Origin of the sequence: Methylobacterium sp. E-065 (assembly GCF_022829605.1) — a bacterium.
Taxonomy (GTDB): Bacteria; Pseudomonadota; Alphaproteobacteria; order Rhizobiales; family Beijerinckiaceae; genus Methylobacterium.
Genome location: NZ_JAKSYD010000077.1, coordinates 74,751 through 87,827 on the forward strand (window position 1 = coordinate 74,751; position 13,077 = coordinate 87,827).

Consider the following 13,077-nt stretch of genomic DNA (forward strand, 5'->3'; position numbering starts at 1 on the left):
GCCAATCTTGGCCCTTCCGGCGGGGACGCAAGCGCTTTCCGCGCGTTGTGCGTCTTATGGTCGATCAGCCCCGCCTCGGTTTCTGCTGCAAGTTCATTCTGGATGAGCCGCCCGGCACGCATGCCACGCTCAAGGCGGAGCGGGAGGCGACGCTCCACATGAACCTGACCAGCGTGACGATGGCGTATCTCGCCAAGCTGGAGCCTGCGGCCCGGCGGACGAAGCTCTCCGGACTGGTGGCGCATAACCTCGACGCGCTGGCCCGCCAGATCGCCTGGGTCGGCGCCCGGCCGCCGATGGAGCGCCTGCTGCGCATGGCGAGTAACGTCCTGCCGGGCTACACCCACCCGATCGCGCAGCCGATCTACGCCGAGCCCGAGATGGTGGCGCTGGTCGATCGCGGGCTTGCGGAGGCAGGCGCCCTGGCGCGTCGGCTCGGGGTGCGGTTGAGCTTCCACCCGGGCCCGTTCTGCCTGCTGGCGAGCCGGAATCCGGCGGCCATCGCCAATGGCCTGTCGGAACTCGACTACCACGCCGAAATCTTCGACCGGATGGGCTATGGCGGCGGCTGGCATCCGCACGGCGCCCACATCAACATCCACGTCGGGGCCGGTGACCCCGGCGTCGCGGGGTTCCGAGAGACGCTGCCCAGGGCGAGCCAGGTCGCGCGCGACCTCATCACCGTGGAGAACGACGAGAACGTGTTCGGCCTCGAGGCCGTGCTGCAACTCGCCGACATCGTGCCGGTGGTGCTCGATCTCCACCACCATTGGGTCCAGAGCGGCGGCGAATATCTCGAACCGGACGATCCCCGCATCGCCCGGGTGAAGGAGTCCTGGCGCGGGATCCGGCCGATCGCCCATATCAGCGTATCGCGCGAGGCCGTGATCGCGGATTCCAATCCGGAGGCCCTCCCCGACTTCCCGGCGCTGCGCGAAGCCGGCCACGCGGTCCGGGACCTCGCCGCCCATTCCGACCTGATGTGGAACCGGGCGGTGAACGACCTCGTGGCCCGCCACCTGGTCTGGGCGGACTTCGAGATCGAGGCCAAGGCGAAGAACCGCGCCTCGATGCAGATCGCCCGCTACATCACCGAACGGGAGCAGGCCGCCGCGATCGCCGCCGAATGACGCCCGGTCTCGACGCCTCCGCCGGACCGCTTTAGGCAATCCGGCATGAAGACCGCCGATTGCAATATCCTCATCGTCCCGGGCCTCGGGGGCTCCGAGGAAGACCACTGGCAGGCCCGCTGGGCCAGCCGGCTCACCACCGCGCGCGTGGTCGCGCAGGACGACTGGCACGCGCCGACGCCCGAAGCGTGGTGCGGACGGATCGCCGAGGCGGTCTCGGCCGCAACCCGGCCGGTGATCCTGATCGCCCACAGCCTCGGCGTGGTGGCGAGCGTCGAGGCGGTGCCGCTGTTCCCCGCGGGCGTGGTGCGTGGCGCCCTGCTGGTCTCCGTCCCCGACGTGGAGGAGGCGTTGGGCCTGCCCGATGCGGTGCGCGCCTTCGCGCCGGTGCCGCGGGACCCCCTGCCCTTCCCCTCCGTGCTCGTTGCCAGTCGCACAGACCCCTATTGCCGCTACGACCGGGCGGATGATTTCGCCCATGCCTGGGGCTCACTGACGGTCGATGCGGGCGAATCCGGCCACATCAACGTCGCGAGCGGGCACGGGCCGTGGCCCGAGGGGTTGATGCGGCTCGCGGGGTTCTTGAAGGGGTTGTAGACTGAGTTGTGCTCGGCATTGCAGCGCCGTCCAACTGGCCGTGCTGAACGCCGCACGCCTCTGGCCCGGATCCAGCGGTAGACGCAGGTCGCGTTAACGCGCCGTTTACCACCGCCCCCTTCAGTGGGGGCCGCGGGCGGTGCTTCGGCCCGAGGCCGCCCCGGGAGAGAATCGTGACGCGCAAAGAGCTTTTGGAACGACTCGAGGTGGTTCAGACCGCCCTCGGGCAGCGGGCCCAGGCCAACTTCAACAGCTCGCTGTTCAACGACGTGGCGCTGCTCAAGCGCATCGAAGCCTTCGAGGCGAAGGTCGGTGAGGCCGAGAAGCCGAAAGTCGCCGACTACACCGGCAACATGTTCACCCGCATCGCCAACCGCCGCGCCGCGGGCGCCAAGTAGCGCGCTACGCAACGTTATTTCGGTTCCGCTTGAACCGCGCGCAGCAGCTCCCCGGCAACGTCGGCGAGCCGCGGCGGCGCTTCCCGTACGAAGGGGAGCGGCCGGCAGACATTGAGGGCGGCGAGGCCGAAGCGGGCGGTCATCAGCCCGTTGAGCACCCCCTCCCCCAGCTTGGCGGAGATCCGGGCCGCGATCCCGAGACCCAGCACCTGCTGCATCACGCTCTCGCCGACCGCCATTCCGCCGGTGACGGTGAGGTGCGCAAGCGCCGCACGCCCTAGCCGCAGGAAGCCGAGGAAACCCGGTCGCCCGCCGTAGATCGCCGCGATCCGGCGCAGCAGCCGCACGGCGGCGAAGACTACGAAGGCCACATCCACGATCGCCCGGGGGCTCAAAGCCGTCACCGCCGAGACCTGCTTGGCCGAAGCCGCGATGGCGTTGCAGGCCTGCCGGTCGAGGCCCGACAGCAATTCGTGCTCGGCGAGGCCGATTCGGTCGTCCACGTCGAGGATCGCGTCGGCGGCGGCGTCGATCCGGGCGCGGCCCGCCGAGAGGGCGTCGCGATCGGCGTAGAAGGCCGACAGCGCCTGCACCACCGACTGCGCGCCTGTGTGGTCGCGGGTGCTCACGGCGTCGAGGGCGGCTTGGCGCAGGCGCTCGATCTTCCGCTCGCGCCGCAGGCCGGCGAGTTCCCGCACGACAATTGCGAGCAGCGCCAGCCCGGCGAGGCCCAGCAGCGCGAGCGCCACCCAACCGAGCCACGGCGCGGCCTGGAACAGGTCGGAGATCATCCGCTCGACCGAGAGCCCGACCCCGAGGGAGACGAGGCCGCCGACCGCCGACAGGAATAGCGCCCCCCAGGGCGAGCGCCGCTTGGGCGCCACCGGCACCGCTACGCCATCGGCGGCATCGACGATTTCGAAGGGCTCCTCGACGATCCGCGTCTGCGGCCCGGCCGAGAGGGGCGTGGTGGTCACGCTCTCGTTCGGCGGCGGTTCCGCTGTGAGCCGGAAGGCGCGGGGTTTCTGGCCCGAGGTCATGGCTGAGAGCTCCGCAGACACACAGACATCGTCACGCCAGCTTGTCCCCGATCAGGAACTGCATCGCCCGGTCCAGCCGGATCTGCGGCAGGTGTCCCGGCCGGCCGAGACCGTCAGGGCGCACGAGCGGTGGGCGGAAACGCGGGAAGCGGAGCGAACCCGGTTCCACCGCACCCTCCAGCACGGCCTCGGCCCGGGCGGGCAATTCGCCCGGGAAGATCGCGGCCTCGCTGTTGCCGTCGAACATCTCGTCGCCCACCACCTCGCCGGCCTCCGGTGTACCGGCGACCGCACGCAGGGTCTCGGCGCCGTCGTGAACGGTGGTCTCGCGGGTGGCCCGTACGGAGGCCAGCGCCACCGTGCCGACCCGGGCGCCCGCGGCTTCCGTCCGCCGCATGGCCCGCGACACGAGGAGCCTCAGCAACGCGTCGAGCCGGTCGTGGCTCGTCTGGTGGAGGTGATCGGCCTTGGTGGCAGCGAACAGCACCCGGTCGGCCCGCGGCGCGAACAGGCGCGACAACACCGTGTTGCGGCCGATGTTGAGGCTGAGCAGCACTGCATCCAGCGCCTCTTCCAGCTCCGCCAGGGCGGTGGGCCCGGCATCGACCGCCGAGAGCACGTCCACCAGCACGATCTGCCGGTCGACCCGCTGAAAATGGTCGCGGAAGAACGGCGTTACGACCTTGCTCTTGTAGGCCTCGAACCGCCGCTCCATCAGCCCGGCGAGGCTGTCGGGGGCGATCGTCTCGCCCAGGCGGTCGAGCGGCGCGAAGGTCAGCGCGGGGGAGCCCGCGAGGTCGCCGGGCATCAGAAAGCGCCCCGGAGGCGTGGTCGCCACCGATTCCGGTCCGGCGCGCAGGCCCTCAAGGTAGTTTTTGAACGCGTCACTCGCGCGTTCGGCCGCAATCTCGTCGAGGGGGCCGTTCGGGTCGAACCCCTTGAGCGCGTCGAGCCAGGGGGCGGCGACCGCCGCGCGGCCCGGACGCCGGGTGCCGTTGATCGTCGCCCGCGACCACGCCGTGTAGCTCGTCTCGATCAGCGCAAGGTCGAGGAGCCATTCACCGGGATAATCGACCACGTCGAGCATCAGGGTCGCCGGTCCGGTGCGCCAGCCGGCGGCGCGCTCGTAGGCGATCTCCAGGCGGAACTGGCTGATCCGGTCGGTCGAGCGCGGCCAGCGCCGTGCCTCGGTCAGCGTCCCGAAATGCTCCTCGAAGGGAAACCGCGGCACGTCGTCGTCGGGCTGCGGCACCAGCTTGGCGCGGCGCAGGCGGCCCTCCTGCGCGGGGGCGAAGGCCGGCAGGGCATGCGTCTCCACGAGGTGGTGGATCAGCGCCGTGGTGAACACGGTCTTGCCCGAGCGCGCGAGCCCGGTAACCCCGAGCCGAAGGGTCGGCTGGATCAACAGGTCGTGCGAGGCCTCGGCGAAGGCTTTGACGGCCGAGCCGGCGCGTGCGGCAAGGTCGGTCAGGGGCACGGGCGGGCTCGTGGTGAGGGGAACGGGCGGGGTGGAAGTCGCGCCGCAGAGGTGGCGCGGCGCGGGCCGAACCGCAAGGCTTGTCGTTACGGCGGGGTGCCCCCAGCGGCCGGTGTGAGCGGGCGCAGCCGGGCGATTGCCCCGGCGACGAGGTTCGGACCGGCCCGGAGGGTGCCGAGTTCCACCGCCGACATCGCCAGCATCACCGGCGCGAGGTTGGCGCGCGGCGTTCCGTCCGACTCGAACAGGTTGAGATCGTCGCCGGGTTTCAGGCCGACGCTGCCGCTGATCCGGGCGGCGTAGGCCTGGATCCGTGTCTCGTCGCCCGTGCAGAGCGGGGCCGGTAGGCGCAGGTCGAGAAGGGGCAGGCCAGCCGCGATGGCAGGCAGGAGCGCGGATTCGGCCACCATCCGGTCGGGGTTCGGCACCCGGCCGTCCGCCTTCCGATCGAGGAGCGCCGATGGATCGGCGACGCTCCGGGTGGGGCGTGCGGACGGGGAGATGTCGGACGCGATGTCGGGTACGGGCCGGAGCGCCGCCACGCGCGGAAGGGCGGGGCGACGGGTCGGCCGGCCGGCCATGCGCGCGAGGGGCGACCAGGGCTGCACGCGCAGGACTGTCCGACCCCGGGGCGCTCCGCCTGGGCGGTGCTTCGCGAGGAAGCGGGCGCGCAGCGTCCGTCCCAGGCCGCGCGGCGCCAGCGCCGTCGCGACGGCGGCCGCCTTTACCCCTCCGCCCGCTCCCGGGGACGCGACCCGGCACTCGGCCGGCGCCCAGCGGCGCACGATGGCGAGCGCCGTGTGCCGGTTATAGTCGCGGTAGTAGCGCCGCAGCAGGCTCGCCGCCGCGTCGGCCCCGTCATCGAGGGTGGCGAAGGCGGTATGCCCCTCGGCGTCCGCGCCGATCTCGCCCGGCCAGCGCGCCGACTTGATGCACCAGCCGTTGTTCAGCCGCACGCATCGGGCGACGTAGGGCGGATCCGCCGTCAGCGAGGCCGTGAGAGCCAGCGCCCGCGGCAGAAGCTGCGCGCCGGTCTCAGTGTGCCAGTTCGAGACGGAGCGGGTGGCGGGGTCGAAGCGCGGGGCCGGTTCGATGGGCGTGGCGATCACCGGGGCCGCCGGCGGCCCGCGCAGGGCGGCATCCGCGCCCTCCGTTGCGAGAGGCATCAGGCTGGTCAGAAGGACGAGCGCGTTCAACAACACGCGGATCGGTCCTTGAATCTTGTGTGCAAGTGCATCGCCTTTCCGTCCCTCGCAAAGGGGGACGGAAAGCGCCGGACATAGGTCTGCACGCCCAGTCCTTCGGCCGCAATGCCGCAAGTTCTTGCGCGCCGACGCGCGGGCATCGGGCTCCCCCGCCCTGCCGTCACGGGTTCAGCACCTTGAGCGTGGCCGCGTGCAGCCGCGGATCGCCCGCCGCCACGATACGCCCGCCCCCGGCCGCCGGGCCGCCATCCCAAGTTGTGACCCGCCCGCCCGCGCCCTCGATAATCGGGATCAGGGCCACGATGTCGTAGGGCTTCAGCCCCGACTCCACCACCAGATCGATCTGGCCGGCCGCCAGCATGCAGTAGGCGTAGCAATCGGCGCCGTAGCGCGACATCCGCACCTGTCCCTCCAGCGCTCGAAAGCGTTCCGCCTCCTGGCCGGCCGCGAACAGCCGCGGGTCCGTCGAGGCCAGGATCGCCTGGGCGAGGTCCCCGCAGCGGCGGGTAAGCAGGGGGCGTTCGCCCGTAGGCCCGCGCAGGCGGGCGCTCTTTCCGTCGCCGGTGAAGCGCTCACCGAGATAGGGCTGATGCATCATCCCGCGGACGGGTACGCCGTTGCGGGTCAGCCCGATCAGGGTGCCCCAGGTTGGCAGCCCTGCGATGAAGGCCCGGGTGCCGTCGATCGGGTCGAGCACCCAGACGCATTCGGCATCAGTGCGCTCAGCGCCGAATTCCTCGCCCAGGATGCCGTGGCCCGGGAAGGTCTGGCCGATCAGCTTGCGCAGCACGATTTCGGCGGCCCGGTCGGCCTCGGTGACCGGATCGAACGGCGCGCCGCCGCGGGCCTTGTCGTCGAGCCCGAACTGGGCGCGGAAGAATGGCAGGATCGCCTTCCCGGACGCATCCGCCAGATCGTCCAGGAATCGCCCGAGTTCGACGACGCTCATCGGATCACTCCCTGTCCATCTGCGGCTGGCCGACGCGAAGGGCCGGCACCCGACGAAACCGGGGCGTCCCCCCGGCCGTCAAGCCCCCGAGACCGGAACGACGGCGTCATGCGCCGGCTGCGACAGGCGCAGGCAGGGCATCTTCCCTGCTCTTCGGGTCCTGCACCGCTCGGGCGTCTCTCGTATCCGGATCCTGCGCGGCAGCCAGGACCGCCTCGACGACCGCCCGCAGCGAGCCGGCTTGCGCGTCGGCCCCCGTCGACCGCTCCGCGGCGGCCACGGCCCGGTCATCGTCCCGAACGAGCCAGAGCCCGAGCAGCACCGGCACACCCGGCATCCGCTCCTTCAAGCGCCGGATCAGCCGGCGCAGATGCGTGGGTTCGCCGTCGAGGGCGAGGGAGATGACGCAGGTCATCTGCGCCGCGCCGGGCTCGAACCGCCCGATCCGCGCCGCCGACGCCTCGCTAAAGGAAACGGTACGGGCCCCGATCCCACGCTTCTCCAGGATCTGTGTCAGGATCGCGGCAGCGGCCTCGTCGAGGAAGCCGCGCCCGGAGATGCAGAGCACAGCGCCCTGTCGCCTCCAGGCCGCAGCGAGCCCGTCCGGCGCCGGGCCCATCGGCAGCGGGCTGCAGGTACCTTCGCCGGAGCCGCTGCCGCCCTGCCCCGCCGCCTCCGCGACCATGTCGCTCCGGTCGGCGAGATCCGCGATCAGCTCGCCCAAAGCGGTGCGCATCGCGGCTTTCTGCCGGGCGGTCAGCACCCCCCGTGCCGCGTCCCGGGCAGCGAGTTCGAGCGCCTTGAGGACCACCTCGTCGTAATAGGACGAGAGTGCGCATTGCTGCAGGATCAGCTCGGCATGGCCCAGCACCTCCTCCGAATCGCCCGCGAGGATCCGCTGATAGAAGTTCTGTACGGGCGTCAGCGCAGGCCGGTCGCCGAACAGCACGTCGAGGAATTCGAGGTGCTCCACGTGGCGGCCGAGCACCACGAGGCAGACGGTGAGCGGCGTCGAGAGCAGCAGGCCGACCGGTCCCCACAGCCAAGTCCAGAACAGGGCCGAAACCAGCACCGCGAAGGGCGAGAGCCCGGTGGATTGGCCATAGACGATCGGCTCGACCACCTGCCCGGTCAGCGGCTCCAGGATGACGAACAGGATCGCCACCGCGATCATCATGTTCCAACCGGGATCCACCGCGGCCGCGAGCGCCATCGGCAGGATCGCCGACAGGACCGCGCCGAGATACGGCACGAAGCGCATCAGGGCCGAAAAGATTGCCCAGAGCACCGGGTTTGGCACGCCGATCACGTAGAGCCCGATGCCGACCACGATCCCGAAGGCGGCGTTGAGGGCGAGCTGAACCACGAAGTAGCGGCTCAGGCGCTTGGCCGCGTCGTCTATCGCCACGGTGGTACGGTGCAGGTCGCTCGATCCGGCGAGCCGGATCATGCGGTCGCGCAGATCCTCGCGCTGCATCAGCACGAATAGTAGGACCACGAACACGATACCGACGGTGGCCAGCGGATGCATGACCGGCGTCAGCACCGTGGACAGCATTTCCAGCGAGCCCGGCGGGGTCGAGGCCACCTCGACCACCACGGGTTTCGGCTGCGATCCCGTCTGGTCCGGCGCCGGCTGCGGCGGCGTGGCGGCCGGCCCCTCCGCGGCGCCCACCTCCTTTCCCGCCTCCTTGCCACCGGTGTGCAGGGCGCGCCCGATATTGGCTACGTATTCGGTGGCGTGCCCCACGGGCGAGTCGCGCAGGCCGTTGATTTTATGCTCGATCGTAGACCGGTAGCGCGGGACGTCCCCAGCCAGGTCGGCCGCCTGGATGCCGATCAGGGTCGCCATCGACGCCACGACGCCGAGGGTCAGGAGGACGCTGACGCCCACCGCCACCAGCCGCGGCAGGCGCAGCCGCCGCAGGCGGTTCACCAGCGGCGTGAGCACGAAGGACAGAAGCAGCGCGATCGCGATCGGGATGAAGATTTCGCGGCCGAAATACAGCGCCGCGATGATCGTGGCGCCGACCACCACGGGCGATGCCATGGCGGCCCGTGGGGTCTCGGCGGCGGCGACGCGCGTGGGGCGCGGCGGGATCAGGGGCGCGCCCTGCCGCGCCGCCGGTTCACCCCCGACCGGGGTTCTTGTTGCCATGCCGCGATCCGCGCCCCGAACGCTACAGGCGGGCGCCCGCCGGGGTCGGACGAGGCCGCGCGCTCGGGGAACGGCATGGGACGGGAAAACGATCCCGCACGGCGTGCAGGGATCACGCCCCCTGCACGCCGGCCCGCATCACCTCACCCGCATCCTTCAGCTCCGGCAGCGACCAGCACAGCTGCATCACCCGCTTGGCCTGCGCGTCCGGCAGCACGCCCGCCGCGAGATCCGTGAACTTCGCCTCCAACTGCGCGTCCGACATCGGCTTCTCCACGCTGCCGATCGCGTGTTCGATGAAGCGGTGGAAAGTCCGTCCGTCGTTCAGCGTCACGGTCATGTCGACCTGCGCGGCGTCGATGCCGGGGGTGACCACCGGCATGATTTTCTGGCGGAGCGCCACCACCCGCGGATCGTTCACGGCACGGTCGCTGAACTGCTTCTCGCCGCCCGCGCCCTCCACGAACGCGACCGCGGCGGCGTGGTAGATGCTGAACTTGCCTTCCAGTCCGGTCTTCGGCGCGGTCTTGCCGGTCAGTTCCAGCACCAGCGGGTGGACCTTGAGGTCGACGCGCTTGATGTCCTCCGGCTTGACGTGATCCTCATCGCGGATCTGGATCGCAGCGTCGATCGTCGGATGCATGACGATGCCGCAGGCGAAGGGCTTGTAGGTGTTGAGCTGCGCCTCGTAGCGGGTGCCGAGCCCATCGGTGATCTCGGACCAGTCCTGCTTGGTGGAGATCGTGTTGGCCCAGCCGCGCTTGGCCTCGATCATCCCGTCCGACGAGGTGAAGCCCTTGGCGGCCAGGATCGCCGCGAACAGGCCGTTCGAGGCCGCGCGGCCGGGATTGAAGCTCTTGTTCATGGAGCCGAACGACTCGCGCAGGCCCACCGGCTGCGAGGCGGCGAGCCCCAGCGCGTAGACCATCTGCTGTTCGGTCAGCCCCATCAGCTTGCCGGCGGCGGCGGCCGATCCGAACACGCCCGCGGTGCCGGTGATGTGCCAGCCGGCATCGTAGTGGTTCGGATAGACGGCGTTGCCGATCCGGCATTCGGCCTCAATCCCCACCACGAGGGCGTCGAGGAAGTCCTTGCCGGAGACCGGCTTCATCGACGCGTAGGCCAGGATCGCCGAGGCGACTGGTCCGGCCGGGTGGATGATCGTCTTCAGATGGGTGTCGTCGAAGTCGAAGATGTGGCTCGCCACGCCGTTGAGGAAGGCGGCGTTCATGATGTCGAACCGCTCGGTCCGGCCGAACAACCCGGCCTGCGGCGGCCCCGAGAAGGGCTGCAGCGCCGACACTGCGACATCCACGGTCTCGTGGTGCGAGCCGCCGATCGCCACGCCAACCCAGTTGAGGAAGCTGCGCACGCCCTCGCGGCGGACGGGTTCCGGCAGCGTGTCGTAGGAGGAGGACAGGATCCACTGCGCCAGAATTTTGGTGACGTGCGGCGGCGCGGACTTGGCGGCGGGTTTCACCGCCTCGGCAGCTTGGGCGCCGGGCAAAGCTGGCGTCGTGAGGGCGAGCCCGGCGGCCCCGATCAGCGAACGGCGATTCATCGACATGGCGTTCTCCCAGACAGGGCCGCCCGTGGCGGCTCCGGTTGGACGACATGATAATGAATTCAGTCGGGGCCCGTCAGCCTCCGTGTTTCACCCTGCCGGGTCTGACACCTGTTCACACCACAACCGGCAGCGCCTCCTGATCGCCGACGCCGAACACGCGTCTGTAGCGGGCGACTTCCTCGGCCGGCCCCTGCGCCTTGGTGGGATTGTCAGACAGCTTCACGGTCGGCCGGCCATTGGCGTCCGTGACCTTGCAGACGATCGAGACCGGATCGAGCTTGCCGTCCGGCAGCAGCCCGCGAAAGTCGTTGGTGAGCAGCGTGCCCCAGCCGTAGCCGATGCGCATCCGCCCGTGGAACCGGGTGTGGATGCGTTCGATCTCGTCGATATCGAGCCCGTCGGAGAAGATCGCGAGTTTTTCGCGCGGGTCGCGTCCGCGCGCCTGCCAGAACCGGATCGCCTCCTCGCCGCCCTCGATCGGGTCCTTGGAATCGATGCGGATCCCAGTCCAGTCGCTGACCCAGTCGGGGGCGTTGGCCAGGAAGCCCGTCGTGCCGTAGGCGTCGGGCAGGACGACCAGGAGGTTGCCCTGGTAATCCTCCTGCCAGTCGGCGAGCACGCGATAGGGCGCGGCGGCGAGCGCCGCGTCGTCCTCCGCGAGCGCCGCGTAGACCATCGGCAACTCGTGGGCGTTCGTGCCCACAGGCTCGACCTCCTGCCGGGCGGCGATCAGGCAATTCGAGGTGCCGAGGAACGCGCCGCCCAGGCCCTCGGCCATCGCCTGCACGCACCAGTCCTGCCACAGGAAGCCGTGCCGCCGCCGGGTGCCGAAATCCGCCACCGACAGGTCCGGCAGCTTCTGCAGCCGCTCGATCTTCTCCCAGACCCGGGTCATCGCCCGGGCATAGAGTACCTGAAGCTCGAGCTTGCCCATGTCCCGCAGCACGGCCCGCGCCCGCAATTCGTTGAGGATCGCGAGGGCCGGGACCTCCCACATCGTGGTCTCGACCCAGGGGCCGTGGAAGGTCAGCTCGTACTGGCCGTCGTGGACGGCGAGTTCGTACTCGGGGAGCCGGAAGTTCTCCAGCCAATCGACGAATTCCGGCCCGAGGATGCGCCCCTGGCCGCGGAAGACGTTGCCGCGCAGCCACGTGACCTCGCCCTTGCTGAGGCGCAGCGTCCGGGCGTGGTCGAGCTGCTCGCGCAGCAGCCCGGCATCGACCTCGTCGGCGATGCGGATCCGGTGCGTCCGGTTGGCGATGCCGAAGGTGGCGCGGATGTCCGGATGCCGGCGCAGGATCGATTGCGCCATCAGCAGCTTGTAGAAATCCGTGTCGAGCAGCGACCGCTCGACCGGGTCGATGCGGAAGCTGTGATCGTAAACCCGCTTCGCCAGATCGAGCATTCTTCCGGGACTCTGCTGCGCTTCGCCGACGCAGAGCGCATGCCGGGCCCGGCCCCGTCAAGAAGACGGGCGGCTCCCGATGGAGACCGCCCGCGGACGTACAGCGTTCCGAAACCGAAGAGTCAGGCCAGATCGACCTTCTTGGTCTCGGTCTTCGGGCTCTCGCCGGTGAGCGAGGCCTTCACGTAGCCGTAGAGGTGCAGCATCGTGCTGTTCGGGCTGTCCCAGTACTCGCCCTTCTCCGGGTGGACGCGGATCAGCGCGACCTCGGGATCGTCCTTGCCGTTGGGGAACCAGGTCTTAAGGCTCTCATTCCACTTCGCGTCGATGATCGACTGGTCGCGGACGATCTCGGCCTTGCCGGCCACCGAGACGTAGTTCTGGCTCGACGGGTCGGAATAGGCGAGGTTGATCTGGTTGTCCTTGCTGATCTCGGCCGTCTTGGGCGAGTGCAGCTTGGTGAAGAACCACAGGTCGCCGTTCTCATCGACGTCGTTGTTCCACATCGGGCGGCTGTTGAGCGTACCGTCGGAATCGACGGTCGTCATCATGGCGATCTTCACGTCCTTGATGAGTTCGAACAGCTTCTTCGCGCCCTCGTGGTCGCGGTGGTTGCCCTGATGCATGAACTTGGTCTCCTGATCGTCGGTTCGGGCGGTGATTCCAGAGGCGCGCGGAGGCGCGCCGGAGGGGTCCCCGCCGGAAGGGTGACCCGACAACGGATCAATCTGCCGTTGGTTCAGCTTGCGCGTGCGGAGGCGGAGGTTCGGATGACGCAGTCATGGGCGAGGCGGCCGGCCGCCGTGCTGCTGGCCCTCGGCGCACTGGCACCTTCAGTCCTGCCGGCCGCGGCCGAAGTGCGGTTCGGCCCGGGCGTACGCATCGGCGGGCACGATTTTTCCAACCGGCGCGCCGGCAGCGTCCATATCGAGCGCGTGAAGCGGCTGCGCGGCCTCCTCGGCTGCCGACACGTCCGCGACGGCGTCTACCGGCGCGGCGACGGGACCGTGGTGCGCGGGCCGATGGAGGAATGCAATCTGATCGCGCGGCCGCGATAGGAGGCGATACGGCCGGTCTCGATGCCGCGGCTGTTCGCGGTTGCTCAAGCGGTCAGGACCGGCACAGGGACGCAGGCTTCCCGCGGGGCTGGC

Annotated in this window: 12 protein-coding genes; 4 read left to right on the plus strand and 8 right to left on the minus strand. The window is 70.1% G+C overall.

The features are described from left to right. The first annotated feature begins 56 nt into the window (after positions 1-56). The 3 genes from MKK84_RS08105 (at position 57) to MKK84_RS08115 (ending at position 2,125) form a co-directional block, all read left to right on the plus strand. Entirely contained in the window at positions 57-1,130 is a 1,074-nt protein-coding gene (locus MKK84_RS08105) for a UV damage endonuclease UvsE (RefSeq protein ID WP_243918535.1), read from the plus strand. Between the two features lie 45 nt (positions 1,131-1,175). Beyond that, a complete protein-coding gene (locus MKK84_RS08110; protein WP_243918537.1) occupies positions 1,176-1,727 on the plus strand; it encodes an RBBP9/YdeN family alpha/beta hydrolase in 552 nt (183 codons plus the stop codon). 173 nt (positions 1,728-1,900) lie between these two features. After that, complete coding sequence (locus tag MKK84_RS08115) at positions 1,901-2,125, plus strand: hypothetical protein (protein WP_243918539.1); 225 nt, start codon at positions 1,901-1,903, stop codon at positions 2,123-2,125. Between the two features lie 14 nt (positions 2,126-2,139). On the opposite strand, the gene MKK84_RS08120 is transcribed toward MKK84_RS08115, so the two are convergent. The 8 genes from MKK84_RS08120 to MKK84_RS08155 all read right to left on the minus strand — a co-directional run bounded on the left by MKK84_RS08120 (position 2,140) and on the right by MKK84_RS08155 (position 12,552). Then, complete coding sequence (locus MKK84_RS08120) at positions 2,140-3,165, minus strand: YcjF family protein (protein WP_243918541.1); 1,026 nt, start codon at positions 3,163-3,165, stop codon at positions 2,140-2,142. Between the two features lie 31 nt (positions 3,166-3,196). Then, positions 3,197-4,642: a YcjX family protein gene (locus MKK84_RS08125; protein ID WP_243918543.1), complete on the minus strand. Its 1,446-nt coding sequence runs from the start codon at positions 4,640-4,642 to the stop codon at positions 3,197-3,199. 86 nt (positions 4,643-4,728) lie between these two features. Continuing rightward, positions 4,729-5,844: a hypothetical protein gene (locus MKK84_RS08130; protein WP_243918545.1), complete on the minus strand. Its 1,116-nt coding sequence runs from the start codon at positions 5,842-5,844 to the stop codon at positions 4,729-4,731. A gap of 163 nt (positions 5,845-6,007) precedes the next feature. Further along, entirely contained in the window at positions 6,008-6,796 is a 789-nt protein-coding gene (hisN, locus tag MKK84_RS08135; RefSeq protein ID WP_243918547.1) for a histidinol-phosphatase, read from the minus strand. A gap of 106 nt (positions 6,797-6,902) precedes the next feature. Then, the gene (locus MKK84_RS08140) at positions 6,903-8,954 is read right to left on the minus strand and encodes an AI-2E family transporter (protein WP_243918549.1); all 2,052 of its coding nucleotides are present in this window, start codon (positions 8,952-8,954) and stop codon (positions 6,903-6,905) included. 112 nt (positions 8,955-9,066) lie between these two features. Then, a complete protein-coding gene (locus MKK84_RS08145; RefSeq protein WP_243918551.1) occupies positions 9,067-10,521 on the minus strand; it encodes an MmgE/PrpD family protein in 1,455 nt (484 codons plus the stop codon). A 112-nt stretch (positions 10,522-10,633) separates the two neighbouring features. Continuing rightward, positions 10,634-11,926 carry a nicotinate phosphoribosyltransferase gene (pncB, locus tag MKK84_RS08150; RefSeq protein WP_243918553.1) on the minus strand — a complete coding sequence of 431 codons (1,293 nt, stop codon included), beginning with the start codon at positions 11,924-11,926 and terminating at the stop codon, positions 10,634-10,636. 122 nt (positions 11,927-12,048) lie between these two features. Continuing rightward, complete coding sequence (locus MKK84_RS08155) at positions 12,049-12,552, minus strand: pyridoxamine 5'-phosphate oxidase family protein (RefSeq protein ID WP_243918555.1); 504 nt, start codon at positions 12,550-12,552, stop codon at positions 12,049-12,051. 144 nt (positions 12,553-12,696) lie between these two features. Here MKK84_RS08155 and MKK84_RS08160 point away from each other — a divergent pair, with 144 nt between their 5' ends. Next, positions 12,697-12,984 (plus strand): hypothetical protein, encoded by a 288-nt coding sequence (locus MKK84_RS08160; protein ID WP_243918557.1) that lies wholly within the window; start codon positions 12,697-12,699, stop codon positions 12,982-12,984. The last annotated feature ends 93 nt before the right edge of the window (positions 12,985-13,077 follow it).